The sequence below is a fragment of the Nonomuraea sp. NPDC001699 genome (assembly GCF_053596455.1).
On the sequence record NZ_JBSFGF010000004.1, the window covers coordinates 23,503 to 50,394 of the forward strand.

24 protein-coding genes are annotated in these 26,892 nt (G+C 70.5%); 11 read left to right on the plus strand and 13 right to left on the minus strand.

Annotated elements, in window-relative coordinates:
• Positions 1 to 15: 15 nt before the first annotated feature.
• The 6 genes from ACWCSU_RS13460 to ACWCSU_RS13485 form a co-directional block, all read right to left on the minus strand.
• Positions 16 to 588, minus strand: coding sequence for a GTP-binding protein (locus tag ACWCSU_RS13460; protein ID WP_357692865.1), 573 nt, complete (start codon positions 586 to 588; stop codon positions 16 to 18).
• Positions 569 to 931, minus strand: coding sequence for a DUF742 domain-containing protein (locus ACWCSU_RS13465; RefSeq protein WP_449935130.1), 363 nt, complete (start codon positions 929 to 931; stop codon positions 569 to 571). Before ACWCSU_RS13465 ends, ACWCSU_RS13460 begins: the two co-directional genes overlap by 20 nt.
• A complete protein-coding gene (locus tag ACWCSU_RS13470) occupies positions 928 to 1,335 on the minus strand; it encodes a roadblock/LC7 domain-containing protein (protein ID WP_357692861.1) in 408 nt (135 codons plus the stop codon). Before ACWCSU_RS13470 ends, ACWCSU_RS13465 begins: the two co-directional genes overlap by 4 nt.
• Positions 1,332 to 3,443, minus strand: coding sequence for a sensor histidine kinase (locus ACWCSU_RS13475; protein ID WP_449935131.1), 2,112 nt, complete (start codon positions 3,441 to 3,443; stop codon positions 1,332 to 1,334). Before ACWCSU_RS13475 ends, ACWCSU_RS13470 begins: the two co-directional genes overlap by 4 nt.
• Positions 3,444 to 3,607: 164 nt before the next feature.
• Positions 3,608 to 4,465 carry a PrsW family intramembrane metalloprotease gene (locus ACWCSU_RS13480; protein WP_364083061.1) on the minus strand — a complete coding sequence of 286 codons (858 nt, stop codon included), beginning with the start codon at positions 4,463 to 4,465 and terminating at the stop codon, positions 3,608 to 3,610.
• Complete coding sequence (locus ACWCSU_RS13485; protein WP_449935132.1) at positions 4,462 to 5,805, minus strand: NAD(P)-binding protein; 1,344 nt, start codon at positions 5,803 to 5,805, stop codon at positions 4,462 to 4,464. Before ACWCSU_RS13485 ends, ACWCSU_RS13480 begins: the two co-directional genes overlap by 4 nt.
• Positions 5,806 to 6,035: 230 nt before the next feature.
• Between ACWCSU_RS13485 and ACWCSU_RS13490 the strand changes: the two genes are divergently transcribed.
• From ACWCSU_RS13490 to ACWCSU_RS13500, 3 genes are all read left to right on the plus strand, one after another.
• Positions 6,036 to 6,254, plus strand: coding sequence for a hypothetical protein (locus ACWCSU_RS13490; protein ID WP_357692853.1), 219 nt, complete (start codon positions 6,036 to 6,038; stop codon positions 6,252 to 6,254).
• Between the two features lie 9 nt (positions 6,255 to 6,263).
• Positions 6,264 to 7,763 (plus strand): SPFH domain-containing protein, encoded by a 1,500-nt coding sequence (locus tag ACWCSU_RS13495; protein ID WP_357692851.1) that lies wholly within the window; start codon positions 6,264 to 6,266, stop codon positions 7,761 to 7,763.
• Between the two features lie 107 nt (positions 7,764 to 7,870).
• Positions 7,871 to 8,518, plus strand: coding sequence for a hypothetical protein (locus ACWCSU_RS13500; RefSeq protein WP_364083054.1), 648 nt, complete (start codon positions 7,871 to 7,873; stop codon positions 8,516 to 8,518).
• Positions 8,519 to 8,521: 3 nt separating this feature from the next.
• Here ACWCSU_RS13500 and ACWCSU_RS13505 read toward each other — a convergent pair whose 3' ends face one another.
• Positions 8,522 to 10,558: a glycosyltransferase family protein gene (locus tag ACWCSU_RS13505; RefSeq protein WP_357692847.1), complete on the minus strand. Its 2,037-nt coding sequence runs from the start codon at positions 10,556 to 10,558 to the stop codon at positions 8,522 to 8,524.
• Positions 10,559 to 10,612: 54 nt separating this feature from the next.
• A complete protein-coding gene (gene wecB, locus ACWCSU_RS13510) occupies positions 10,613 to 11,743 on the minus strand; it encodes a non-hydrolyzing UDP-N-acetylglucosamine 2-epimerase (protein WP_357692845.1) in 1,131 nt (376 codons plus the stop codon).
• 176 nt (positions 11,744 to 11,919) lie between these two features.
• On the opposite strand from wecB, the gene ACWCSU_RS13515 reads away from it, so the two are divergent.
• The 7 genes from ACWCSU_RS13515 (at position 11,920) to hisC (ending at position 20,083) form a co-directional block, all read left to right on the plus strand.
• Positions 11,920 to 13,473, plus strand: coding sequence for a glycosyltransferase family 4 protein (locus tag ACWCSU_RS13515; protein ID WP_449935133.1), 1,554 nt, complete (start codon positions 11,920 to 11,922; stop codon positions 13,471 to 13,473).
• Between the two features lie 115 nt (positions 13,474 to 13,588).
• Complete coding sequence (locus ACWCSU_RS13520) at positions 13,589 to 14,851, plus strand: nucleotide sugar dehydrogenase (RefSeq protein WP_449935134.1); 1,263 nt, start codon at positions 13,589 to 13,591, stop codon at positions 14,849 to 14,851.
• A gap of 19 nt (positions 14,852 to 14,870) precedes the next feature.
• Positions 14,871 to 15,959: a glycosyltransferase gene (locus ACWCSU_RS13525; RefSeq protein WP_357692839.1), complete on the plus strand. Its 1,089-nt coding sequence runs from the start codon at positions 14,871 to 14,873 to the stop codon at positions 15,957 to 15,959.
• Between the two features lie 42 nt (positions 15,960 to 16,001).
• A complete protein-coding gene (locus tag ACWCSU_RS13530; RefSeq protein ID WP_449935135.1) occupies positions 16,002 to 17,798 on the plus strand; it encodes a DUF4434 domain-containing protein in 1,797 nt (598 codons plus the stop codon).
• 31 nt (positions 17,799 to 17,829) lie between these two features.
• On the plus strand, positions 17,830 to 18,486 hold the full coding sequence (locus ACWCSU_RS13535) for an NUDIX hydrolase (RefSeq protein WP_357692835.1): 657 nt from the start codon (positions 17,830 to 17,832) through the stop codon (positions 18,484 to 18,486).
• On the plus strand, positions 18,483 to 18,998 hold the full coding sequence (locus ACWCSU_RS13540; RefSeq protein WP_449935137.1) for a GNAT family N-acetyltransferase: 516 nt from the start codon (positions 18,483 to 18,485) through the stop codon (positions 18,996 to 18,998). The genes ACWCSU_RS13535 and ACWCSU_RS13540 overlap by 4 nt, the downstream gene beginning before the upstream one ends.
• Before the next feature lie 26 nt (positions 18,999 to 19,024).
• Positions 19,025 to 20,083, plus strand: a complete 1,059-nt coding sequence (gene hisC / locus ACWCSU_RS13545; RefSeq protein WP_449935138.1) for a histidinol-phosphate transaminase — start codon at positions 19,025 to 19,027, stop codon at positions 20,081 to 20,083.
• Here the strand turns inward: hisC and ACWCSU_RS13550 are convergent.
• Positions 20,080 to 21,018, minus strand: a complete 939-nt coding sequence (locus ACWCSU_RS13550) for an EamA family transporter (RefSeq protein ID WP_357692829.1) — start codon at positions 21,016 to 21,018, stop codon at positions 20,080 to 20,082. The two genes, hisC and ACWCSU_RS13550, sit on opposite strands and share 4 nt — an antisense overlap.
• A 160-nt stretch (positions 21,019 to 21,178) precedes the next feature.
• On the opposite strand from ACWCSU_RS13550, the gene ACWCSU_RS13555 reads away from it, so the two are divergent.
• A complete protein-coding gene (locus ACWCSU_RS13555) occupies positions 21,179 to 21,637 on the plus strand; it encodes a rhodanese-like domain-containing protein (RefSeq protein ID WP_357692827.1) in 459 nt (152 codons plus the stop codon).
• 292 nt (positions 21,638 to 21,929) lie between these two features.
• Here the strand turns inward: ACWCSU_RS13555 and ACWCSU_RS13560 are convergent, their stop codons facing one another.
• The 4 genes from ACWCSU_RS13560 to purD form a co-directional block, all read right to left on the minus strand.
• Positions 21,930 to 23,219: a GTP cyclohydrolase IIa gene (locus tag ACWCSU_RS13560; RefSeq protein WP_357692825.1), complete on the minus strand. Its 1,290-nt coding sequence runs from the start codon at positions 23,217 to 23,219 to the stop codon at positions 21,930 to 21,932.
• A 201-nt stretch (positions 23,220 to 23,420) separates the two neighbouring features.
• Positions 23,421 to 24,686, minus strand: coding sequence for a UDP-N-acetylglucosamine 1-carboxyvinyltransferase (murA, locus tag ACWCSU_RS13565; RefSeq protein WP_357692823.1), 1,266 nt, complete (start codon positions 24,684 to 24,686; stop codon positions 23,421 to 23,423).
• A 77-nt stretch (positions 24,687 to 24,763) separates the two neighbouring features.
• Positions 24,764 to 25,600: a phosphoribosylaminoimidazolesuccinocarboxamide synthase gene (locus ACWCSU_RS13570; protein ID WP_357692821.1), complete on the minus strand. Its 837-nt coding sequence runs from the start codon at positions 25,598 to 25,600 to the stop codon at positions 24,764 to 24,766.
• On the minus strand, positions 25,597 to 26,814 hold the full coding sequence (gene purD, locus ACWCSU_RS13575; protein ID WP_449935142.1) for a phosphoribosylamine--glycine ligase: 1,218 nt from the start codon (positions 26,812 to 26,814) through the stop codon (positions 25,597 to 25,599). Before purD ends, ACWCSU_RS13570 begins: the two co-directional genes overlap by 4 nt.
• Positions 26,815 to 26,892 lie beyond the last annotated feature (78 nt).

The following is a 26,892-nucleotide window of genomic DNA, read 5'->3' on the forward strand; positions in this document are numbered from 1 at the left end:
GCGACGGGCCGCGCGCTAGTTCGCGGCGGTGAGCGTCCGCAGGGAGTGCTCGACCAGAGTGATCATCACTTCCTTGGCCGAGGCCCTGCGCCGCACGTCGCACAGCATCACGGGGACGTCGTCGTCGAGGTCCAGCGCGATGCGCACGTCGTCCACGCTGTGCTGGGCGGTGCCCTCGAAGCAGTTGACGGCGACGACGAACGGCGTGCCGCGCTGCTCGAAGTAGTCCACCGACGGGAAGCAGTCGGTCAGCCGCCGGGTGTCGGCGATCACGACCGCGCCGAGCGCGCCGTAGGACAGCTCGTCCCACATGAACCAGAACCGTTCCTGGCCGGGCGTGCCGAACAGGTAGACGACGAGTCCGTCGCGGATCGTGATGCGGCCGAAGTCCATCGCCACGGTGGTGGTCGTCTTGCCCTCCACGCCGTCGAGGTCGTCGACCCCGATCCCGCGGTCGGAGAGCACCTCTTCCGTGCGCAGCGGCTTGATCTCGCTGATCGACCCGACCAGGGTGGTCTTGCCGACGCCGAACCCGCCCGCGATGAGGATCTTCAGCGCGACGGGGTCCTCAGAGAGCACGGAGTCCATTGATCACTTCCTTGAGAATGCGCTCATTGGAACGCGACCCCGTTGCCGAGGGCGACGTCACCGAGATGAGGCCGTGGTCACGCATGTCGCCGAGCAGCACCCGGACGACGCCTACGGGCAGGTCGAGCTCGACGGCCAGGTCGGCCACGGAGATCGGGCTCCGCGCCGCCCGCAGGATGAGCTGCTGTTCCGGACCGAGGTCGTCCGCCTGGTCGGCGAGCGCGCGCACGATCGCGACGAGGTCGAAGGCGTCGCCCGACGAACGCGTCCGGCCCCGGATGAGGGCGAAGGGCCGGACGACGGGCCCGGCCTCCTCGTCGTACCAGCGGGGGGCGTCGGTCATGCCGTTCCCGCGCGCGGGTTGGTGGTGATGTGCTGGCCCACCCGCTTGACCAGCATCGCCATCTCGTACGCGATGTGCCCGACGTCGACGTTCGCCTCCGCGATCACGGCCAGGCAGGTGCCCTGTCCGGCCGCGGTGACGAACAGGAACGCGCTCTCCATCTCCACGATGGTCTGGCGCACGTCGCCGCCGCCGAAATGGCGTCCGGTGCCCCGGGCCAGGCTCTGGAAGCCCGCAGCCACGGCCGACAGGTGCTCGGCGTCCTCGCGGGTCAATCCCTTGGAGTACCCGACGGCCAGGCCGTCGGTGGAAAGGATGACCGCCTGGCGGACGGCGGCGACCCTGGTTGCCAGGTCGTCGAGCAGCCAGTTCAGCTCACCGGTGTTGGTGGTTTGCGCAGTCATGCGTCCCCCTTGCTCATGGGCTCCTCCTCAGAGGCTTCTTCTCGGGCACGTTGGGTTCCCCGTTGGAACGCGGAGAACAGGTCGCGTACCTCGTCGGGAGAGCGTTCGGTCTGCGGCTCCGGCTCCGGCGGTTCGTCCTTGAGCTGCGGCGCCAGGTTCGCCTGGCGCACGCGCCTGGGCAGTCCGGCGTGGGTGCCCGAGGTGACCACCGCGAGCGCCTTCTTCGTACGGCTCGGCAGCTCCTGCGGCCGGTCGTCGCCGCCGCCTGCGGTCAGCGCGGCCGGCTCGGTCACCAGCGAGCGGGGGACGAGCACGATGGCCGCGGTGCCGCCGTAGGGCGAGCGGCGGAGCTGGACCTTGACGCCGTGGCGTTCGGCCAGCCTGGCCACCACGAACAGGCCGAGCCGGTCGCTGTCGGCCAGGTCGAACTCGGGCGGCGCGGCCAGCAGCTTGTTGGTCGCGGCGTACTCGACCGCCGACAGCCCGAGCCCCTTGTCCTCGATCTCGATGGCATAGCCGTTGCTGACCAGGTCGCCGCGGATCTGGACCACGGTGTCCGGCGGTGAGTAGATGGTGGCGTTCTCGACCAGTTCGGCCACGAGGTGCGTGAGGTCGGCCGCGGACCCGCCGTCGACCGCGCCGTCCGGCATGGCCTCGACGTTGACCCTCGTGTAGTCCTCGACCTCGGCGACCGCGGCCCGGACGATGTCGATCACGGGCACCGGCCTGCGCCAGGCCCGCGCGGGGGCCGACCCGGACAGGATCATCAGGCTCTCGGCGTGCCGACGCATGCGGGTGGTCAGGTGGTCGAGGCGGAAGAGCTCCTCCAGCCGGTCGGGGTCGTGCGTGCGGCGCTGCATGCCGTCGAGCAGCCCGAGCTGCCGGTGCAGCAGGCCCTGCTTGCGCCTGGCGAGGTTGAGGAAGACCTGGCCGACCCCGCGGCGCAGCGCGGCCTGCCCGACGGCCGCCGTCACCGCCGTGCGCTGCACGGAGGCGAAGGCCCTGCCCACGTCGGTGATCTCCGCCGATCCGCTCACCCTGATGGCCCTGGCCTCCTTCCGCACGTCAACGTCCTCGCCCTTGCGCAGCCTGTCCACGACGTCGGGCAGGCGCACCTCCGCCAGCTCGATCGCGGCGGTGCGCAGCCCGTAGAGCTCGCCCGCCAGGCGCCGACCGAAGCGTACAGAGATGATGATCGACGCGAGCACCGCCATCAACCCGAGGCCGCCCGCGACGGCGATCTTGACGATCGTGCCGGTCGCGCCCTTCGCGGTCCGGGCGGCCAGCGCCTTGGCGGCGGCCGCGCTGTCGCGGTCCAATTCGGTCGTGAGCCGGTCCACCGCGCTCTTCCACGCCTCGGCGTCGGCGGGCGGCGTCCCGGTCTTGACGACCCTGGCCTCCATCGAGGCGAACGTGAGGAACGGCTGGGACGCGAACACCTGCTCGTACGGCCTGCGCAGCGGCACGTCGAGCCCGGCCAGGCCGCGGGCGTGCAGGAACTTCCTGGAGGCGGCGTACTCGGTGAAGGCCGACCGCTCGGGCTCGGTCAGCCGCCTGTCCACCAGGGCGCCGACGATGAGGGCGTGCTCCCTGGCGATGTACTCCCTGGCGCCGCCCATGGCCTGCAACGAGGAGGCCTGCTGGAAGACGCTGAGGTCGGAGACGGAGATCAGGTGGTCGTAGAGCGAGAAGACGGTGTCGAGCACCTGGTTGTAGGCGTCCAGGCCGGCCAGGCGGGAGCTGAGGCCGCCGTCGATGTCGGCGCGGATGGAGCTGAGCCGGTCGAGGTGGGAGGTCAGGGTTTCGAGCGGTATCCGGAGGTCGTCGCCGATCGCGTCGCCCGCCTCGGTGACGGCCTCCTCGAAGTCGGCCGCCGCGCTGTCGGTGCGGGCCCGCTGCGCGCCCAGGTCCTCGGTGAGTTCACGGGTAGTGAGCGCCTCCGCGGAGCGCACCCGTTCGGCCTGGAGCTGTACGCCCAGGTCGGTGGAGGTGACGCCGAGCGTCTCGTAGAGCGTGTCGGCCCGGAGGAGTGACTGTGCGTCGCCCATGGTCAGGTTGAGGACGAAACCCCACAGCGCACTGAGAGACAGGAGGGGTAGCAGCAGCAATAAAAAGATCTTGAACCGAATTGACCGGTTTCGCGAGCCCATGTCCCAACCTCGAGTCGGGGGCATTTCCACACCTTGTGTAAATACACCTCCGGAAGATCGCACAGGAGACTAGCACCGTTTATGGTTCCGGCGCAGTGGGAGGAACAGGATGATTACCGTGATTATTGGGGCCTGATCTCGGTCTCCCGGCGGGCCGCGTGCAGCACCCGCCAGAGCCAGACCAGCGCGACCAGCGAGATCACGATGAGCCCGGCCCAGTTCACCAGCGTGTACACGTGCACCTGCCACTCGCTCACGTGCGGGACCCGGCCGATCCGCAGCAGCTCGAACTGCCAGGCCCGCCCGGTCAGGACCAGCGTGATCGCGATGGCGATGGCGCTCATCGAGTCCCAGAGCGCGTGCAGCAGCGAGACGCCGAGGTAGCACCACACGACGTGCCCGGTGAGGCGTCCGTGGGCGGCGAACAGCACGCCGCCGAGTATCGCGGTCCACAGGCCGTGGCCCACGGGGGCCAGGATGCCCCTCAGGATCTCGGTCTCGACGAGCTGCGCCAGCGACAGGCCGTCGGCGGTGAACAGGGCGTTGAAGGCGTAGCCGGAGCTCTCGAAGGCGGCGAAGCCGAAGCCGACCGTCGCGCCGAGCACCACGCCGTCCTTGGCCGAGCGCCGGACCGCGTGCCGGGTGACGTACATCAGCGCGGCCAGCTTCACGCCCTCCTCGATGAGGCCGACCAGTGCGTACATGAGGAGCGAGGGCCTGATCAGCCAGCTCTCCAGCAGCGACGCGCCGAGCACCCCGAGCACGCCGCCGACCACGAACGCCCTGAACTGCAGCTCGACCGTGACCACCGGCGAGCGGTCGCGCCCGTGCGCCCACACCACGAACGTCACCGGGATCAGGAAGCTGCCGAACAGCACGACGGTCGGCACGAGGTTGGAGTTGGCCGTCCAGGCCGTGACGGCGACCGTGGCCGCCCACAGGACCAGGCCGCCCAGGAAGACCCGCAGCCAGGGCCTCACGCGGTGAGTTCCCGCACGGCCCTGCGCGCGGCCACCACCGCCGCGTCGGCGCCGGCCGCCGGTTCGGTGTCCGACCCGGCGATGGCGATCCGGCCGAACCGCCTGCGGGCGACGTCGGCGGGGTAGGGGCCGTCGGGGTGGAAGGGGTGCCAGGGCCGGCAGTACGCCACCGGCCGCCCGTGCCCCCAGCGGTGGACGGTGATCGCCTCGATGCCCGTCCGGGGCCCCAGCAGCCGCGTCACCTGGTCGCGCACGCCGTCCGCCAGCCGGTCGTACGGCGTCGCCATCATCTCCCGCCTGCCCGCAGCCGCCCCCGCGACGGGTCCCAGCTCCGACCGGCAGGGCGTGGCCAGCAGGCGCAGCCCTTCGGGAGCGGGCTCGCTCAGGCACCAGAACGCGCCCGTCCACCGGGTGCGGCCGGTCCGCGCCCGTCCGCCGCGCAGCCGTACGGTCGCCTCCAGGACCGGCAGCCGGGCCGCCTGGCCCAACGCCCGCCGCTGCTGCTCGGGCAGGTCGGGCACGAGGTGCGGCACGACCGCGCTCCAGCAGGCCATGATCACCGACTCGGCGCCGACGGTCCTGAGCCGATGCCCGTCGAAGTAGGCGACGACCACGGACGCGTCCCCGTGCCGCACCGACACCACCGGGCTGGACGGCCGCAGCGACGCCCGCCCGGCCCTGAGGCTCCCGGTCAGGGGCCCGGCGGCCGAGGCGTACCGCGAGGGCTTGTCGAGCCCGAGGCCGCCGAACCCCGGATATCCGGCGGCCCAGGCGTCCACCGCGCCGAGCGCCCGGCCGTCGTAGGCCCGCTCGGCGCACGGCAGCGTCCGGCAGAAGCGTTCCGCGTCGGGGTGCGCGCCGCAGACCTCCAGCAGGAACCGGGAGTAGGTCAGCCCGGCCAGGCGCTCCTGCTTGTCCTCCTGCGACAGGCCGGGGAACCAGTCGGGCGGGTCGTCGCGCAACCTGCGCAGGTCGGCGACGGCCCGCGCGGGCAGCGGCAGGTCCTCCAGCCGGCCGGCCGGGACCAGGGTGTCGGCCCCGAAGCTCTCCCTGTCGCACATCACGCGTACGGCCGGGCGCGCGTCGAACCCCGCCGGGCCGCCGTGCTCACCGGGGTCGCGATTGTCCAGCACGAGCACGCGGGCCCCCGGACGCCCGCGCAGCCACTCCTCGGCCGCGCTGAGGCCGCTGCGACCACCGCCCACCACCACGAGGTCGTAGCTCTCGCCGGTGGGCTCGGGCGGGCCCGCGTGCTGCCAGAAACGGCCGTCGCGCAGGGCGTGCGGCACGGCGACCGCCTGAGCGGTGTCCCCGCGCAGCCCGCCGGCCGGCTCCGTCACATTGACAACGGCTTTCGCCGCCGAGCATCCCAGAGCGCTCACCGTTATCCCGTCGAACAAGTCCCGGCGGGAAATGGGCACATCCATCCCGAGGTCGCGCGGATTCATGCTCATGAGGGCGATCATCGGCACTTCGGCCAAAAGCCCCACAGGGGCGCGCAGCGGTTCGAGAAACATTTTGCGTGGCCTATTACCGCGAATGCCCATTTGGAGTAGCGTCCGGAAGAGAAGTGAGCGGGGGGAGCGCGGTGGTCGGCAAGCAGGGCAGGGTCACCGGAAAGATCGGCCCTGGGCTCGTCGGCGAGGTCATGGTCCCGGTCAGGGGCGGGGTGGAGGCCTTCTACGCCCACCCCAGCGTGCCCGACGAGGAGTTCGGCCTCGGAACCATCGTCGTCGTGGTGGAGTACTTCCCCCCGCGGACGGTTTACGTGGCCAGAGCACTCGTCTAGGGAGGGCCGATGTCCCCCGAGGTCTTCATCGTCGCCGCAGCCGTGGTCGTCGCGGTCGTCATCGTGATCCTGCTGTTCAAAGCCGTCTGGCGGGTCGCCGAGCCCAACGAGGCGCTGATCATCTCCGGCCTCGGGGCGCGTCGGCGCGGCGAGGGCGTCGACAGCCTCGGCTTCAAGATCATCACAGGGAAGGGCGCGGCCGTGCTCCCCGGCTTCCAGGCCGCCCGGCGGCTGCGCCTGGACACCAGGGCCGCCAACCTCCAGGTCTCCTGCGTCACCCAGCAGGGCATCCCCGTGCACATCCGCGGCGTGGTCATCTACAAGGTCGGCGACGACCTGTCCTCGATCGCCAACGCCGCCCGCCGCTTCCTCGACCAGCAGGACTTCATGACCAGCGCGATCCACGAGCTGTTCACCGGGCACCTGCGCTCGATCATCGGCAACCTCACCATCGAGGACCTGATACTCAACCGCGAACGCCTGACCAGCGAGACCAGGGCCTCGGCCGCCGACGAGATGAGCAAGCTCGGGCTGATCGTCGACTCGCTGCAGATCCAGGAGATCGACGACGAGACCGGCTACATCGCCAACCTCGGCAAGCCGCACGCCGCCAGGGTCGCCGCCGTCGCCCGCATCGCCCAGGCCCAGCGCGACCAGGAGGCCACGGAGGCCGAGCAGATCGCCGAGGCGAACAAGGCCGCGGCCCAGCGTGACGCGCAGATCAAGCGGGCCGCCTACCAGGCCGAGATCGACCGGGCCCAGGCCACGGCCCGGCAGTCGGGGCCGCTGTCGGAGGCCAGTGCCCGGCAGGAGGTCGTCGTCCAGGAGACCAGGGCCGCCGAGCTGGAGGCCCAGCTCGCCGAGCAGCGGCTCCAGTCGCAGGTGCGCAAGCCCGCCGACGCCAAGGCGTACGAGACCGTCACGCTGGCGCAGGCCGACCGGGACGCCCGGATCGCCCAGGCCCAGGCCGAGGCCCAGGAGACCGAGCTGCGCGCCGGCGCCCAGGCGAGCCAGGTCAAGCTGGCCGCCGCGGCCGAGGCCGAGTCCGTACGGCTGCGCGGCGAGGCGGCCGGCGCGGCCACCAAGATCGCCGGTGAGGCGGAGGCCCAGGCCGCCCAGGCGCGCGGGCTGGCCGAGGCGCAGGCGGCCAGGGCGCTGGGCCTGGCGGAGGCAGAGGCGATCAGGGCGCGGGCCGAGGCGCTGAAGGAGAACCAGGAGGCGGTCATCGCCCAGCAGCTCGCCGAACGCTGGCCGGAGGTCGTCGAGGCGGGCGCGAAGGCGTTCGGGAACGTGGACCACATGGTCGTGCTGAACGGCGCCCAGGGCGTGGAGGAGCTTCTGGCCAAGGCGCTCACGCTCGGCGGCACCGGGCTCGGCCTGGCCAGGGCGCTGCTCGACGGCGGAGGCCGGAACGGCGCCGAACCTCGGAACGGCGCCGAACCTCACGGACGAAGCGGGAACGGCAGCGAACCCGAAATCCCTCGCGAACCCGCTGAATCCCGCGAATAGCGACGTTACTCGGCTCCTTACTCGCCGCCTCCTCTAGCGTTTTCCAAAAAGCCGCTAGAGCAAGGGGAGAATTCGTGCTTAAGGCTATTTCGGGGGTATGTCTGAGCATGATGGTCCTCGCCGGATGTTCCTCCGGCGAGGCCGGTGACCAGGCCGCCGGGTCGGCACAGCCCTCCGCGTCCTCCTCGGCGGTGGAGGCCGCCAGGTTGCGATCCGCCCTGCTGCCCGTGCCCAAGGGCATGCGCATCGCGTACGGGCCGGAGATGGGGGCGTTCGGCTCGCTCAAGTCCACCCAGGAGGGGCTGGCCGCCATCCAGCAGGCCAAGCTGGAACGTCCGGAGTGCGCCGGGGCCGCCCAGCTCGACGCGGCCAAGCCGGAGGTCGCCCGCGCGCCCGCCGCCGTGATCGCCTTCTCCGCCGCGCGCGGCTCGATCACGCAGGCCGTCGTGTCGATGCCGGAGGCGTCGATGCCCGCGCCGCTGCCGCCGCAGTGCGCCCTGTACAAGGCGACCGTCGAGGGCGCGGACGTGACCTACCGCACCGAGAAGCTGGCCATGCCGGCCAAGGGCGACGAGTCGCGGGCGTACCTGACGACGGCCTCCGGCGGCGACAAGCGCGCCCAGATCGGGTCGGTCGTGATCAGGCGGGCCCACCTGATCATGAGCATGCTCGTCGTCGGCCAGAAGGTGAAGGCCGCCGGCCTGTACGAGCTCGCCCGCCTCGCCGACCAGAACCTGGCCCGCGTCACCCGCTGAGTCTCAGATGAGCACGTGGTCGTCCGGGCGGCCGACGAAGGAGAACTGCGCGTTGCGGGTCAGCTTGATGTGGTCGGCCTGCCAGGTGTGCATGGAGGCGTCGGCGCTGCGCCAGTAGACGAAGTTGAAGCGGTCCGCCGAGTAGATCTTGACGGAGTCCTCCTTCAGCCGGCGTACCAGGTGCGTGTCCTCCCCCCGCGTGATGTCCGCGAAGCCGTACGAGCGGAACATGTCCGCCTTGCCGAGGAACGTGCCGCCCTGGACGAGGAAGGAGTACCGGTGCTCCAGGCCGGGCAGGCGGAGCATGGTGGTGTTGCTCCCCTCGAAGTACGCGTAGTGCGCCCCCTTGCCGACCAGCTCGGCGTCGGAGTAGTCGAACGCGCGCACGAGGTCCGACAGGTAGTGCTCGCCGTAGAGGTTGTCGTCGTCCATCTTGGCGATCAGGTCGCCCTCGGCGGCGGCGATGCCCAGGTTCATGCAGGCGCCGAGTGAGAGCTCCGGGGCGGCGGGCAGGACCACGACGTCCGTGATGCCGGCCATGCGCGCCTTGTCGGCCACGACCACCGGGTCGATGTCCAGCCCGTGCAGGACCATGATCAGCTGTAGCGGCCGGTGCAGCTGCCGGGCCACGGACGAGATCGCGTGCTCGATCTGCGCGGCCCGGTTGGTCGGCAGCACGACCGAGATCGAACGCGACCGGGGCGCGGTGGCGTGGCCGAGGTTCTGCAGGATCTGGTCCACCCGGTGCGAGAACAGGTGCTTGTCGAAGACCTCCCGCATGGCCAGGTGGCCCATCCTGGCCCGCAGCTCGGGGCTGTTGATCAGGTGCAGCACCTGGTTGTACGACTCGACCGGCTCCCGCGCGATCGGGATCAGCCCGCCGAACGTCTCCTCGATCGCCCGCGACCACCCCGTCACCACCGGGGTCGCGCACGCCGACAGCTCGAAGACGCGGCGGGCGCACATGGTCGGCGAGTCGAGCACCGAGTTGACGTTGAGGAAGACCTTGTACATCCGGTACGCGGCCAGCATCTGGTCGTAGGGCAGCTCGCCCACGATGTGCGGCCGGTACTTCTCCGGCCAGGCGTACTTCTCGTCCACCTCGCCGTTGCGGGCGAAGATGTGCAGGCCCAGCTCGCGCACCGGGTCGAGCACGGTCTCCATCTGCTCGCGGCGCTCGGGGTGCTTGTCGCGGAAGTACATGCCGGCGAAGACGACGTCGTGCAGGCGGCCCTGCTTCTGCTGGATCGGGTTGTGCACCCGCGGCTGGGCGGCGAACTGCAGCACGTCGACCCGGTCGTGGCCCAGCACCTCGCGGTACTTCGGCACCATGTCGCCGTCGCAGGTGAACACGTAGTCGAACAGCTTGGCCGTGTCGATGAAGAAGTCGAAGTTCGGCGGGTCCTCCTTGTTCCAGAAGACCGTCGGGATGCCCTCGGAGCGGCACCAGGCGACCAGGTCGCGCAGCGGGTCCTTGGGGGCGTTCGTGCCGGTCATCTGGTAGCGCCAGCGGCCCTGGTTGCCGTGCCAGGCCGACTCGCAGAACAGCAGGTCGGGGCGCTTCTCGGCGAAGATCTCCGGCCAGTCCTTGAGGCCGAACTCGATCTGGTCCCACTCGTACCTGAAGGCCATCCTGGAGAAGTCGTCCAGGATCACCGCGACCTTGAGGTCGGGGCGGTTGACCGGGCCGAGCGGCCACTTCGCCGTGGGCACCTCGACCAGCGGGGGCCGGTGGTTGGCCAGTTCGACGGCCTCGGTGACCGGCATAGGCGGTTTGGGCGCCCTGTCCTTCGACCTGACCGCCTCGACGATCTTCCCCGGGCTCTTCGAGCCCAGGGCCTCGCCCAGCTTGAACGTGCGCTTGGCCTGGGTGGCCTCCAGCTTCCAGCCGGCGTACGCGGCCTTGGCCTCGGCGATCTCCAGCCGCCGCCGCAGCTCCCTGACCTCGGTCTCGTACCGCTCGACGAGCTTGCGCTCCTCGGGCAGCCAGTTGACGGGACCCAGTCGCTGGAATGCGGGGGGCTCAGGGTTTTCGGCCATGGTGATACGCCTATCGCTCAGCGGAGGTATGTCATAGTACGGCGGATTCAGCCGCTATTCGGGGCGTTTGGCCTGGGAAGCAGGGGCCAGGTTGTCGCCCTTCAGCCACGCCGCGATCACCGTCGCGATGCGCGGACCGGCCTTGCCGTCCCACATCACCGGCAGCTCGCCGGCCGGTGTGGCGGCCCCGTCGGCGAGCGCCTTCTCCGCCGCGGCGGGCAGCAGCGCGGGCGTGACCAGGCGGTTCGTGCCGTGCGTGATCGTGATCGGCCGCTCGGTGTTGGGCCGCAGCGTCAGGCAGGGGACGCCCAGCATGGTCGTCTCCTCCTGCACGCCGCCGGAGTCGGTGACGACCAGCGCCGCGCCCCGGACGAGTGAGAGGAAGTCCACATAACCCAGCGGCTCGATGACCTTGATCGTGTCACCGTCCACCAGGCCCGCCTCGGCCAGCCGCGCCTTGCCGCGCGGGTGCACCGGCACCACGACCGGCGTCCGCCGCGACACCTCCAGCACGGCCTCGACCAGCTCCCTGGCGGCCTCGGCCGTGTCCACATTGGCCGGGCGGTGCAGGGTCGCCACGGCGTACCGGGCCGGCAGGCCCAGCCGCGCCACCACGGGCGCCGGGTCCAGCGAGGGCAGCGCGGCGAACAGGCTGTCGATCATCGGGTTGCCCACCAGATGCACCTTCGCGGGCGGAACGCCCTCCGACGCCAGGTAGGCCAGGGCCTCGGGCGAGGTGACGAACAGCAGGTCGGCCAGCGCGTCGGTGACGACCCGGTTGACCTCCTCGGGCATGCCCCGGTCGAACGAGCGCAGCCCGGCCTCGACGTGCGCGGTCCTGATGCCGAGCTTGGCGGCGACCAGGATCGCGGCCAGCGTCGAGTTCACGTCGCCGTAGACCACGACGAGGTCGGGCTCCTGGGCGACGAATACGTCCTCCAGGCCCACGAGCAGGGCCGCGGTCTGCCTGGCGTGCGTGCCGGAGCCCACCGCCAGGTTGGCCACCGGCTCGGGCAGCCCGAGGTCGGCGAAGAAGACGTCCGACATCAGCGCGTCGTAGTGCTGCCCGGTGTGGATGATGCCCTGCCGTACGCCGAGTTCACCGAGTGCACGCACCACCGGGGCCGCTTTCACGAAATTGGGACGAGCACCCAAAACGTGCAGGACCAGGGGGTTCTCCCTCATTGACCTCGCCTTTCATAGCGGAAGGGAAAAAACGCTGCCTATGGTACGGTCCCAGCGTGGCATCCGACGCCAGTCGTCAAGACTCCTCCAAGGTTTCCGCGAAGTCCGCCCGGGCCGGCGTCGGGGGACTTCTCAAAGGCTTCGTCCAGCACCCCGTCATCGTTTCCCGCGTCGTCGTGACGAAGGTCAAGTCCGACCCCGTCCGCGTGGCGCAGGCAGCCGCCGACGCGCTCCCGCCCAAGCTCCGCCCGATCGTCGGCAGCGTGGCCTGGCCCGCCGCCCGTGGCGCCCGGCGCATGGTCCGCAAGCTCGGCATGCGCATGATCAAGGCGCCGTGGAACGAGGCCAAGGCCCACTGGGACGCCGGCCGGGTCTCCGAGGCCGCCGACGTGCTCGACGCGTACACGAAGTACCCCTTCGTCAAGCGCAGGGCCGCCTACTACCGCGGCGAGCTGGCCGCCATCAGCCCCGACCCGATCCCGCCCGCGCCGAAGATCGCCATCGGTGAGCGCGTCGCGGGTCGCGTGCTGCACCTGGTCACCAACGCGCTGCCGTACACGCAGGCCGGTTACACCGTGCGCACCCACCGGATCGTCTCCTCCCAGAAGGCGGCCGGGCTCGACCCGCACGTGGTGACGAGCTGGGGCTGGCCGATGCTCCAGGGCCACGCCGACGCGCCCCCGCACGAGGAGATCGACGGCATCCCGTACTACCGCCTGCTGCCCGACGGGCACGGCGAGGTGCCGTTCGAGATGCGCGGCCGCATGGTCAAGGGCGCCGAGGGCGTCACCCGCCTGGTCGAGCAGCTGCGGCCGCAGGTCCTGCACGCCGCCACCGACCACCGCAACGGCTCGGTCGCCCACGCCGTCCGCGACCGGACCGGCACCCCCTTCGTCTACGAGGTACGCGGCTTCCTGGAGGAGACGTGGGCCTCGCGCGACCCGATCCGGGTCGGCAGCCAGCGGCACGTGCTCCAGCGCGAGCGCGAGGCGTTCCTCATGCGCGAGGCCGACGCGGTCGTCACGCTGGCCGAGACGATGGCCACGGAGATCGTCGAGCGGGGCGTGCCCAGGGAGCGCATCCACCTGGCGCCCAACGCCGTCGACGACACCCTGCTGTCGGCCCACTACGACGGCGCGTCCTTCCGCGACGCGTACGGCATCGCCCCCGGCGAGATCGTGGTCGGCTCGGTGTCCAGCATTGTGGCCTACGAGGGCTTCGCGACCCTGCTGCGCGCCGCCGCGCTGCTGCGCGACGAGCGCACGCCGGTGCGGGTGCTCATCGTGGGCGACGGCGCCGAGCGGGAGAACCTGCTCGCCCTGGTCGAGGATCTCGGGCTGCGCGACGCCGTCCTGCCCGGACGGGTCGGCCCCGACGAGGCGCTGCAGGCCCAGGACGCCATCGACATCTTCGCCTGCCCGCGCGAGGACCTGCGGGTCTGCCGGCTCGTCACGCCCCTGAAGCCCGTCGAGGCGATGGCGCTCGGCAAGCCGGTGGTGCTCAGCGACCTGCCCGCGCTGTCGGAGCTGGTCGGCTCCGACGGGGCCGGCCTGCTGGTCCCGGCGGGCGACCCGGCCGAGCTGGCCAAGGCGATCGCCGGCCTCCGCGAGGACCCGGCCAGGCGCTCGGAGATGGGCGAGGCCGGACGGGCCGAAGTCGCGGCGAAGCGGACGTGGAGTCGCGTTGCCGAGACTTATCAAGCTCTATACCGATCGCTTGCCGAAAGATGACCTCCACGTTGCCTGTACGTTGTGACGGGTTCGGTCGCATTAGGCGTGAGCTAGGTGGACTTGAGATAACCTTTGCGACCATGAAGTGTTGTTTCCGGCTCTCGAAGGCACTGCTGTGACAGAAATCGACTTGGCTGTCATCGGCCTGGGCTACGTCGGCATGCCGCTCGCGAAGGAAGCGGTCGCCGCCGGGCTCCGGGTCGTCGGCGTGGACGTGGACCCCCGGAAGGTCGACGCGCTCAACGCCGGGCAGTCCTACATCGATGACCTGACCGACGCTGACCTCGATCACATGCTGGCGAACGGATTCAGCGCGACGCTGGACGAGTCCGTGCTGGCCAGAAGCAACACGATCGTCATCTGCGTTCCCACCCCGCTGGACGAGGACCACCGTCCCGACCTGTCCGCGGTCGAGGGCGCGACCCAGACCGTCGCCCGCAACCTCAGCAAGGGCACGCTCGTCGTCCTTGAGTCGACCACCTGGCCCGGCACCACCGACGAGGTGGCCCGCCCGCTGCTGGAGCAGTCGGGCCTGGCCGCCGGCGTGGACTTCCACCTGGCCTTCTCGCCCGAGCGCATCGACCCGGGCAACCCGAAGTTCGGGCTCAAGAACACCCCGAAGGTCGTGGGCGGCTACACGCCGGTCTGCCGCGACCGGGCGACGGAGTTCTACAAGCAGTTCATCGAGCAGGTGGTGCCGGTCAGCGGCACCCGCGAGGCCGAGATGGCCAAGCTGCTGGAGAACACCTACCGGCACGTCAACATCGCCCTCGTCAACGAGATGGCGATCTTCTGCGACGAGCTCGGCATCAACCTGTGGGAGTCGATCGAGGCCGCGGCCACCAAGCCGTTCGGCTTCCAGAAGTTCCTGCCGGGGCCGGGCGTCGGCGGTCACTGCATCCCCGTGGACCCCTCGTACCTGTCGTACACCGTGCGCAAGCTCGGGTACCCGTTCAGGTTCGTGGAGCTGGCCCAGGAGATCAACGAGCGCATGCCGTCCTACGTGGTGGCCCGCGTCCAGCGACTGCTGAACAGACATAAGAAGCCCGTGAACGGCGCCCGAGTGGTTATGCTCGGCGTCACGTACAAACCGGATATCGCCGACGAACGGGAAACTCCGGCTCTGCCTGTGGCGCGTGCGCTGCTGGAGCTGGGGGCCGAGCTCTCGTTCGCCGATCCGTACGTCAAGGAGTGGTCGGTCGACGGTACTCCGGTGCCACGGGAAGAGAACCTGACCGAGGCCGTGGTCAACGCCGACGTGTCGCTGCTGTTGCAGCAGCACGCCGCGTTCGATCTGGCCATGGTCGAGGCTAAGGCCAAGCTCGTGCTGGACACCCGCGGTGTGCTCACCGAGGGTGAACGCGTCGAGCGGCTGTAGCGACGGAGGGCTGCGCGCAGTGCACGTGCTCGTCATGACGGTGGTGCATAACCCCGAGGACGCGAGAATTCTGCATCGGCAGATCCGTGCCCTCGTGGATGCCGGTCATGAGGTCACGTATGCCGCCTCTTTCACGGCGCACGGGGTCGTACCGCGTCCATGGGTCAACGGGGTCGATCTGCCCAGGGCCGCCCAGCGCAAACGCATGGCGGCCGTCTGGGCTGCCCGGCGGCTGTTCAAGCGCATGCGGAACAAGGTCGACCTGGTCCTGATCCACGACCCCGAGCTGCTGTTCGCGGTCTGGGGCGTGCGCAACCGGCCGCCGGTGGTGTGGGACGTGCACGAGGACACCCCGGCGACGCTCTCGCTCAAGCCGTGGCTGCCCTCGTTCCTGCGCCCGCCGGTGCGCTTCTTCGCCCGCATGCTGGAGGGCACGGCCGAGCGGCACATGAACCTGCTGCTGGCCGAGACCGCCTACGCGGGCCGGTTCAAGCACGCCCATCTGATCGTGCCGAACGAGACGTGGGTGCCGGACTCGGTGACGCCTCCGGGCGACGACCGGGTGGTCTACCTCGGGTGGCTGTCGCGGGCGCGCGGCGTGTTCGAGGCCGTCGAGGTGGCCAAGCTGCTCCAGCCGTACCGGGTGGCGGTGGAGCTGATCGGGTACGCCGATCCGCAGAGCCGTCCCATGCTCAACCAGGCCGTCGCCGACGGCCTGCTGGAGTGGCGCGACTTCATGCCCAACGACGAGGCGCTCAAGCGGCTCGACGGTGCGCTGGCCGGGCTGTCGCTGCTGCACGACGAGCCCAACTACCGGCACTCGATGCCCACCAAGATCATTGAGTACATGGCGCACGGCATCCCGGTCATCACGACGCCGTCGCCGCGCGCGGTCGAGCTGGTGGAGCGGTACGACAGCGGGGTCGTGGTGCCCTGGGAGGACCCCAAGGCCGTCGCGCAGGCGGTGCTGACGCTGCGGGACGACGTGCGCGAACGGCGGGCGCAGGGCGCTCGCGGTTACGCGGCGGCCCGCGCGAACCACCACTGGCCGAACTCTGCCAAGCGGTTCGTGTCCCAGCTTGAGGCATGGGCCGGTATCACGCGATAGCGGTTATCTCCGGCAGATCACGAAAGCGGTAGGTTCCTGAACGTGCGATGGCTCTTCCTGCTCGTGGGCGCAGCCGTCCTGGCCGTGGTCGCGGTGGTGATCATCCTTTTCCCGTCGTCGTCCGAGCGGCCGGTTGCGTCCTCGTCGAGCACGCCGAAGCCGTCCAGGACGGTGTCGAAGCCGCCGCCGCCGAAGGTCAAGGAGTTCACCGACCCCTGTGGAACGTTCGACACCACCACCAAGAACTTCTACGCCGTCACCGGCTACTGGATCACGCCGAAGTCGAACCCCTGCACCTGGCGTCACCAGCTCCAGGAGATCCACCGCGCCGGCGGCGACACGATCATCAGGATCGGGTACGGCCTGCAGTTCCGCGGCGTCTCCGACACCGGCGAGGTGCTGGCGAAGGACGGCTCGCTCGACCCGCTGTACAAGGCGTGCGAGGAAGACGGCCTGAGCTGCCGCGACGTGCTTGAGCAGGACCTGAGGAAGGCCAACCCCGGCAACCGGGTCGGGCGCACGTACGTCTACCGCACCGACGAGGCGTTCGGCGACGACCTGTTCCGCTGCCCCAAGATGGAACACCGGGTCAAGGTCGGCGACCGGATCTACTACCGCATGGTCACCCCGCCCGACGGCTCCGACGACTCCACCTGCGACTTCAGCAAGAAGGCCACCTCCTACGACATGATCCTGGTGGCCGGCTCGGCCAAGGACAGCCTGAAGGAGCTGCTCGACCTGGCCGACCAGTTCGGCATGCGGGTGTTCCCCGCGCTGCCGCTCGCCCCGCGCGACCCCGCGACGCCGACCAGGGCGAACAAGCGGCACATCGGCACCCTCACCACGCTGACCCGGCGCATCCTCCAGGACTACGGCGTGCGCTTCGCCGACCGGCAGGCGCTGGGCGGCGTCTACCAGCCGTTCGAGGTGCAGATGGGCGCCACGCTGGCCACCAATCCCACCCTTGAGGTGTACGCCGACCAGCACCGGATCGTGGAGCAGGAACTGGGCAAACCGATTCTGATCAGCCCGTACCTCGACGCCCGCAAGCGGGTCGGCTTCGGTCAGACGCCGGCGCAGGTGGCCGAGGCGTTCAAGGCGCTGGCAAGGACCGGTGTCGGCATCATCGCCCCGCAGGACAGCCGCGGGACGGGCAAGGTCGGCCTGTTCTGGCCGGACGAGCGCGACACCGAGGTGGACGACCGGCTGCGTCCGGTGGTGGGCGAGGCCGCGTACGGCACCGCGTACCACGGCTCGACCCGCGACTACTACCGGGAGATGGCCAAGGCGCGCGACGAGATGCTCCAGGCCGGTCACGAGGTGGAGCTGTGGGCGAACGTGGAGGCGTTCGAGCCGTCCGGCAAGCAGCCGTGCGCCCCGCAGGGCACCCGCGGCCAGACCGACAAGAAGCGCCTCGACCAGGCCGTCACGATGGCCGGCCGGTACGTCCAGAAGATCGTCTCCTACATGTGGAGCGACTTCATGACCTGCGGCGACCCCTCGCTCCAGGACGAGATCGCCTCCGACTGGCAGCGCCCGATCGCCGTGGACGCCATCAGGCGGCCCCGCGACCCCCAGGACGGCGTCGAGGTGCGCGGCTACAACCTCGACGGCAGCACAGTCCTGCTCGAATGGTCCGGCGGCACCAAGGAGCTGGTGGTCTCGGCCGTCGGCTGGCTGGACAAGGACCCGCTGGACGAGCACCCGGCCCGGATGGCGACGGCCTGGGTGCCGTTCGACTGGACCCAGGTGCCGCCCGGGGAATGGGTCAAGATAGGGATCAAGGGGGCGTCGGGTAAGCAGGCCACGACGCCGCTCCACGTACGCATATCCGCATAGGGCAGACGGGACTCCGTGTAACGTGCCGTCCATGGTCCCGAGCATCCCGGTCAGCGTCGACCTGGTCGTGCTCACCGTACGCAACCATGCTCTCAGCGCTCTGGTGTGGCGGCGCGACAACCCGCCGTTCCTGCGCCGCTGGTCGCTGCCCGGCGGCTTCATCCAGCTCGACGAGGACCTGCCGGCCGCCGCCCACCGCGTCCTCGCCGAGCGCGCCGGCCTCCCGGGCGCCCCGGTGCACCTGGAGCAGCTCCAGACGTACGGATACCCCGACCGCGACCCGCGTCAGCGCGTCCTGAGCGTCGCCTACCTGGGTCTGGCCCCCGACCTGCCGGCCTCGGAGAAGGCGCACATGAGCTGGCAGCCGGTCGAGGCGCTGAACGTCATGGCCTTCGACCACCGCCGCATCATGCTCGACGGGGTCGAGCGGGCCCGGGCCAAGCTGGAGTACACGTCCCTGGGCGCGGCCTTCTGCCCGCCGGAGTTCACCGTCGCGGACCTGCGCCGGGTGTACGAGATCGTCTGGGGCCGCCCCCTCGATCCCCGCAACTTCCACCGGAAGGTCACCAAGGCCGAGGGCTTCCTGGTGGAGACGGGCGCCACCACCACCAGAGACGGCGGCCGCCCCGCCAAGCTCTACCGCCGCGGCCCGGCCGAACTCCTCCACCCCCCTATGCTGCAGGAATGACCTCCCACCCGGACCGCCCCGCGGACGTCATCGAGACCCCTCGCCTGACCCTCGTGCCCCTGCGGGTGGAGCACGCCGCGGAGATGGCGGCCGTGCTCGCCGACCAGCGCCTGCACGAGTTCATCGGCGGCGTCCCCGCCACTGAGCAGGAGTTGCGCGCCCGCTACGAACGCCTGGTCGCGGGCCCGTCCGGCTGGCACAACTGGGTGCTGCGCCTGCGCGCCGACGGCCGCCTGACCGGCTACGTGCAGGCGACCGTCGACGAAGGGACGGCCGAGATCGCCTGGGTGATCGGGGTGCCGTGGCAGTGCCGGGGTCTGGCCGCCGAGGCCGCCCGCGCCCTGGTCGCCTGGTGCGACGCCCAGGGCATCGGCACGGTCGTCGCCCACGTCCACCCCGACCACGCAGCCTCCGCCGCCGTCGCCGCTCGCGCCGGTCTGCACGCCACCGACCTCGTCCACGACGGCGAGACCCGCTGGGAACGCCGCCACCCGCTCCCGTCCCGGTGCTGATGAAGCGCCTGGCCTAAGGTAGTTGTATGCCTCGTTTCCGCCACATCCTGGACACCATGCCCCCCTACAAGCCGGGCAAGGCCGTGGTCTCCGCCGACGGCCGGTCGTACAAGCTGTCCTCGAACGAATCCCCCTACGACCCGCTGCCCTCCGTGGTGGAGGCAGTCGCCGAGGGTGCCCGTCAGATCAACCGCTATCCCGACCCCGGCGCGGTCAAGCTGACCGAGGCCATCGCCGAGCGGTACGACGTGCCGTTCGAGCACATCGCGCTCGGCGCGGGCTCGGTCACCGTCGCCCAGCAGTTGTTCGAGTCGGTCGGCGAGCCCGGCGTCGAGGTCGTCTACGCGTGGCGGTCGTTCGAGGCGTACCCGCTGCTGGCGGACCTGTCCGGGGTGACGTCCGTCCAGGTGCCGCTCGCGGGCGAGGACCACGACCTGGACGCCATGGCGGAGGCGATCAACGACCGTACCCGCATGGTCTTCGTGTGCAACCCCAACAACCCCACTGGCACCGCGATCCGCCGCGACGCGCTGCTGTCCTTCCTCGACCGCGTGCCGGAGAACGTGCTCGTGGTGCTGGACGAGGCCTACCGCGAGTACGTCCGCGACGAGGACGTCCCCGACGGCCTGACGCTCTACCGCGACCGCCCGAACGTCTGCGTCCTGCGCACGTTCTCCAAGGCGTACGGGCTGGCGGGCCTGCGGGTCGGCTACCTGATCGGGCCCGAGCCGGTGGCGGCGGCCGTCCGCAAGACGATCATCCCGTTCGCCGTCAACCACCTCGCGCAGATCGCCGCCGTCGCCTCCCTCAAGGCCGAGGACGAGCTGCTGGAGCGGGTCGAGCGGGTGGTCAAGGAGCGCAGCCGCGTCCGCGAGTCGCTGATCGAGCAGGGCTGGACGGTGCCGCCGACCGAGGCGAACTTCGTCTGGCTGCGGCTCGGCGAGCGCACCCTCGACTTCGCCGCCGCCTGCGCGGTGGAGGGCGTGGCCGTGCGGCCGTTCGCGGGGGAGGGCGCCCGGGTCTCCATCGGCGACCCCGAGGCCAACGACGCCTTCCTCACCGCGGCCAAGGAGTTCCGCGGTTAGGCGCTGACCTCTTGGGCGAGGGCCGCGGCTCTGGTCCTGGCGCGTCGCTCGGTGGAGACCACCAGGGCGACGCCGACCAGGATCACCGCGCCCCCGGCGATGATCTGCGGGGTGACGTGCTCGTTCACGATCAGCACGCCGAGGAGCACGGCGACGACCGGGTTGACGTACGCGTACGTGGACACCAGCGAGATCGGCGCGTTCCCCAGCAGCCAGGTATAGGCGGTGAAGCCGACCAGCGACCCGACCAGCACCAGGTAGGCCAGCGCCATCCAGGAGCGTCCGGAGATCGCCGTCAGGTCGAGCCGTTCGCCGAGCGCGGTGCCGGTCACGGCCAGGCCGGCGCCGCCGACCAGCATCTCGATCGTGCTCGCTGCGAAGGGGTTGGCGGGCATGGGGATGCGCGCCGACAGGAACGAGCCGATCGACCACGAGAACGAGGCGACCAGGATCACCACGATCCCGGTGGTGTCGACCGACTGGCCGCCGGTCACCGACAGCGCGGCGACGCCGCCGAACCCGACGAGCACGCCCGCCAGCGTCAGCACGGCCGGCCGGTCCCTGACCATGATCCGGAACACGACCAGCCAGAGCGGCACGGAGGCCACGAGCAGCGCGGCCAGGCCGCTGGAGATGTGCTGTTCGGCCACGGCGACCATGCCGTTCCCGCTGGTCAGCAGGAGCAGGCCGACGAGCCCCGCCCCGCAGAACTGCCGCCACGACACCCGGAACGGCTCAAGGCCCTTCCTGATCATCAGGAAGCCGCCCAGCAGCAGCGCGGCCGTCACGAACCGCAGCGCGCCGCTCAGCATCGGGGGCATGGTCTCGATGGCGATCCTGATGCCGAGGTAGGTCGAGCCCCACACCACGTACACGATCGCCAGGGCGCTCCAGACCAGGAGGGTAGCCCGGCTGTCAGTGGTGTTCGCACTCATGGGTCATGACCTTACCGGGCCACTCGGACATAACACCGGCGAGTATCAGACTTCGGACCCTGGCGGGATATTAGCGATAGGCGGCTTTCGCGCCACTGTTGCGGAGGGCGGGCCGGCTGAGACGATCGCGACTGTCCAGCAATGAAGGGATATGTCGTAGATGTCAGCCGTCACCTCCACCCCGGCCGCCCCCAACGCCGCCGCCCTCGCCCACTTCGCCGCCCGCCTGTCCTTCGAGACCGACGTCTCGGACGTGGCCGCCGACCTGGCCGCCGGCGCGCCGGGCGTGGTGGTCGTCGACTCCCGCAGCCGGGAGAGCTGGGACCAGGGGCACGTCCAGGGGGCGGTGCACCTGCCCACGGCGGAGATCGCCACGGGGGCCGCCGGCCTGATCCCCGCGGGTGTCACCGTCGTCACCTACTGCTGGGGCCCCGGCTGCAACGGCGCCACACGGGCCGCCCTGGAGTTCGCCAGGCTCGGGTACGCGGTCAAGGAGATGCTCGGCGGCTTCGAGTACTGGGCAAGAGAGGGTTTTCCGGTCGAGACCGCGTCCGGCGTCACGCGGCGGCCGATCGACGCGCTGACGGCGCCGGTGTCCGGGATCGCGTGCGCCTGCTGAAAGCGCCCCCAGTCCAGCCGAAACGACCGGCTATATCCAGACATGTCGGTCGGCTGATCAGCCCCGTCAGGTGGCCCACAGCCCCTTGCAGACGTATTCCGCGTGAAGGGGAGGGGAAAGTTTGGCGCCCCCGTCCGAATCCCGTCGATCGGGGGCGTTGTGAACATACCCGGATCTACTCGGGTCAACCAATAAGTCCCCAAGAGTCAACAGGATTGTCTGTACCTTTGACTCCCGAGGTCAAGAATTCGGCACCCGTCGCCCCGGAAAGGGGGCGACGGGCCCCGTACGGTCACCGCGGTCCGAGCTTCTCCACGATGAGCCGGTAGAGCTGACGCGGACGCCCCGGCTGCGGGGTGCGGTTCGGCGGTAGCGGCCACGCGAGTCCCTCGTCAACCAGCGTGCGCAGCAACCGCCGAGCCGTGCGTGGCGTCACCCCGAGCATCTTGCCCGCGCCCTCGGCGTCGACCACCGTGTCGCCGCCTTCGAGCTTGGCCGCCAGCCTGGCCAGTACCTCCACGCCCTTCGGTTTGAGCGCGTTCGACCCGGTGGGTGGCATCCGAGGGGCCGGGATGAGGGCCCGGCCCTCGCGGTCCACCGCGAACCCCTGGGCCTGCTTGCCCGCCTGGGTGCGGGCCAGTGCGGCCCGCGCGTGCGACTCCGCGTCGTGTGTCGTACGCCCCATCCCGACGCCCACCTCGACCGCCAGCCCCAGCTCGTCCCGGATCCTGGCCGCGAAGGGCAACACCCTGAACCCGTCGGTGGCCGCGGCGATCGAGCCCCTGGTCGCGGTGACCAGGTAACTGTGATCGTCGATCGGCCAGACGGTCGCGTTGATCCGGTTCGCCTCCTGGACCAGCAGCCGGTGCAGCGACAGCCGCAGCTCGTCGCGCCAGTAGCGTGGCGCCGCGCGCCGCACGGGCTCGCGCAGCGTCGGCACCTCCACCAGCACCACGGTGAGCTGTGACTCCTCCAGCCGGTGATGCGCCCCGAGCAGCGCCGCGGTGTGCAGCGCCGTCCGGACCGCCGCCGAGGTCGGCCTGATCCTGATGACCGGTACGCCCGCGGCATGCAGGCGTTCGGCCACCGCGGGCAGGCACGTCAGTGCTCCCGAGGTGGCGCCCTGGCGGGCCAGCCGTTCGTGGTAGGCCGCGATCGTGCCCGTGGCGCCGGGCTCGTCGCGGCTGTGCACGTCCGTGGCCGGTATGCCGAGGTCGGTGTACGCCTCCTCGACGTCCGCCCTGCTGACCACGTCCACGCTGACCCGTTGCGGGTCCATCCGGGTGTCCAGCGCCGCCTTGGCCAGCGCCGCCACCAATGCCGCTCCACCAAGTTGCACGTAGGTCGCGGGCATCGTCAGCACGCCTGATCGCCTGGCCAGGTCATAAGGGACCGGGCTGGCGAACAGACATGCGTCGACACCGGGACCGAGCCGCGTCACCTTGTCGGGCGCCTCCTGTTCGTCGCGGTACGCGGCCGCGACCAGGCGACACGGCAGCGGTGCCGCGGCGTGACCCATCAGCATGACTCGCTCGACCAGGTCGTGGGGTCCGACCACGCCGATGGTGAGGTCCGGTGTCATGGCGCCCGGGCGTGACACTCGGGGAGTTTCTTCGGCCCTCTCGACCAATGTTCGTCCCATCCTGCCGTCCGTTGCAGTGCTCTCTTTTGGAACGATCGCTCGCGGGGGCCGTAATGTCACGCCCGACTTTTCCGGAAAGTCGTTCTGGTTGACCGCCCGACAAGAAGTCTCAGCAGCTCAACGCGGTTTTTCTCATCTTTTTTAGCGCTCAGAAATCTCTCGTGTAATGTCCGCGCCGAGCGCGCGCATTCGCGACGCGAGATGTGCGTGGCCGCGATCGATGAGGTATCCCGACTCGATGACGGTCTCTCCTTCGGCCGCCAGACCGGCGAGCACGAGCGCGATACCGGAGCGCAGATCGTGCGCCGTGACTTGCGCGCCGGTGAGCGGCGTGCGGCCGCGTACGACGGCCCGGCTGCCGTCGACCTCGACGTCGGCGCCCATCTTGTTGAGCTCGCCGGCCAGGGCGAAGCGGCCGTCGAAGATGCGCTCGTGGATGTAGCTGGTGCCGTCGGCCAGGGCGGCCACGGTCATCATCGGCGACTGCAGGTCGGTCGCGAACCCCGGGTAGGTGTCGGTGATGATGTTGATGGGCCGCAGCGGGCGGTCGCACCGCACGTGCAGCACCGCGCCCTGCCGGGCGAAGTCGACGCCCATCTGCTCCAGCTTGTAGCGGACGACGCCCAGGTCGAGGCCGGTGCCCACGAGGCTCAGCTCGCCGCCGGTGATCGCCGCGGCCATCGCGAACACGCCCGCGTCGAGCCGGTCGGGCATCACGGTGTGCTCGACGGCGTGCAGCTCCTCCACGCCCTCGACGGTGATGAACCCGGTGCCGCCGCCGCTGATGCGCGCGCCCATCTTGGTGAGCATGTCGATGACGTCGAGCACTTCGGGCTCAAGGGCCGCGTTCTCGATCACCGTCGTGCCCTTGGCCAGGGCGGCGGCCATGATCAGGTTCTCGGTGCCGGTGTGGGAGGGGGTGTCGAGGTAGAGCGTCGCGCCGGTCAGGCCGCTGGCCTTGACGTGGATGACGGTCTCGCCCTCGTCGACGACCGCGCCGAGCCGCTTGTAGCCCAGGTAGTGGAAGTCGAGGTTGCGGCTGCCGAGGTTGCAGCCGCCGACGCCCTCGACGATCGCCTCGCCCAGCCGGTGGAGCAGCGCCGGGGTGAACAGCACGGAGCCGCGGAACCGGCGCGCGATCTCGGCGGGCAGCACCGGGCTGCTCAGCCTGGAGGCGTCGATGACCAGCGTGCGCTCGGACTCGTGCAGCTCCACGTACGCGCCGATCGCCTCGGCCAGCTCGATGGCACGCCGGACGTCCTCGATGATCGGCACGTTCCGCAGCACCGTACGGCCCTTGGCGGCCAGCAGAGCCGCGCCGATCATGGGAAGCACGGCGTTCTTCGCGCCCTGGATGAACGCGGTTCCACGCAGTGCGTTGCCACCGCGCACGCGGTAACGGACCATTCGTGCGGCTCCTTGAAATCAACGGTGAGGCTCGATCGGGCCAACAGTAGTCGCTAACACCAGGTGGCCCAGCCGAATCATCCGCTAAAGGAAGCCCCCGTGATGCGCTCATACGCTTCCAGGTATCGCTGCCTCGTGCGCTCGACAACATGGTCGGGAAGTCGAGGCGGGGGGTTTCCGGAGGATTTGTCCCATCCAGATTCGGGCGAGAGCAGCCAATCGCGTACATATTGCTTATCGAAAGAAGGTTGCGCCCGGCCCGGCTTCCACTCGTCGGCCGGCCAGAACCGTGACGAGTCCGGGGTCAGCACCTCGTCGCCCAGCGTCAGCACGCCGTCGGCGTCCCAGCCCAGCTCGATCTTGGTGTCGGCCAGGATGATGCCGCGCTCGCGGGCGATCTCCGCGCCGCGCGTGTAGACGTCGATGGTGATGCGCCGCAGCTCCTCGGCGGTCTCCGCGCCGACCTCGGCGACCACCTGCTCGAAGGAGATCGGCTCGTCGTGCTCCCCCTGCGGGGCCTTGGACGAGGGAGTGAAGATCGGCTCCGGCAGCCGGGAACCGTCCTCCAGCCCGGCGGGCAGCGGCACCCCGGACACCGTGCCGGTCGCGCGGTACTCCGACAGGCCGCCGCCGGTCAGGTAGCCCCGGGCCACGCACTCCACCTGGACCATGCGCAGCGGCTTGCACACCACGCTGCGCGCCTCCTCGCCCCCGGACACGATGTGGTTGGGCACGACGTCCTTGAGCTGGTCGAACCACCACAGCGACATCTGCGTGAGGATGGCGCCCTTGTCGGGGATGTCCGGCTCCAGCACGTAGTCGAAGGCCGAGATCCGGTCGGAGGCGACCATCAGCAGCAGGCCCTCGTCGGTCTCGTAGAGGTCGCGTACCTTGCCGGAGTGCAGGTGCTTCATCGGGCGATGTCCGTCCTGTGGTGCGAGCCGCGCAGCTTGACGCGATCAACGAGGTCGTAGGCGTTGCGGCGGGCGCTCTCCTGGTCGGGGCCGCTGCCGACGACGGTCAGCACGCGGCCGCCGTTGGAGACGACCTCGCCGCCGGGGCCGCGCGTGGTGCCGGCGTGGATGACGTACGCGTGCTCGGTCTCGGCCAGGCCGGTGATCACGTCGCCCTTCACCGGCGCGTCGGGGTAGTTCTCCGCCGCGATCACCACGGTCACCGCCGAGCCGTCCTTGAACACCGGGTCGAGGCCGAGCTCGCCGGTCGCGCACGCCATCAGCAGCCCGCCGAGCGGCGTCTCCAGCCGGTCGAGCAGCACCTGCGTCTCGGGGTCGCCGAAGCGGGCGTTGAACTCGACCACCTTCGGCCCCTTCGAGGTCAGGGCCAGCCCCACGTAGAGCACCCCCTGGTACGGCAGCCCGCGCCGCCCCAGCTCGGCGATCGTCGGATGCACGACCTCGCGCATGACCTGCTCGGTGAGCCCTTCCGGAGCCCAGGGAAGCGGCGTGTACGCGCCCATGCCGCCGGTGTTGGGCCCCTCGTCGCCGTCGTAGGCCCGCTTGAAGTCCTGGGCGAGCTGGAGCGGCACCGCCGTGCTGCCGTCGCAGAGCGCGAACAGCGACACCTCGGGCCCGTCGAGGAACTCCTCGATCACCACCCGCTCGCAGGCCCGCGCGTGCTCCAGCGCCTGGTCGCGGTCGCGCGTGACGACCACGCCCTTGCCCGCCGCCAGACCGTCGTCCTTGACGACGTAGGGGGCGCCGAACTCGTCGAGCGCCGCGGCGGCCTCGGCCTCGGTCTCGCACGTGCGCGCCCGGGCGGTCGGCACGTCGGCGGCCTTCATGATCTCCTTGGCGAACGCCTTGGAGCCTTCGAGCATGGCCGCCTCGCGGGTCGGCCCGAAACAGGCGATGCCGGCCTCGCGCACGGCGTCGGCCACGCCCGCGACGAGCGGCGCCTCCGGCCCGACCACGACGAGGTCGGCCCCCAGCCGCGCGGCCAGCCCGGCCACCTGCGCGGGATCGACGGGATCGACGGGATGAACGGTCGCGACGCCTTCGATGCCCGCGTTACCGGGAGCACAGTGGAGCTCGCTGACCTGGGGATCGAGTTTGAGCGAACGGCACAGGGCGTGCTCACGCCCTCCGGAACCAATGACTAGAACGCGCACGTGCCCCATTGTCGCAGGCCCCGCCGCCCCGCCCGGCGCGGGTCTCGGGCACGTCCCGGGGACTTCGCGGGCACCGCT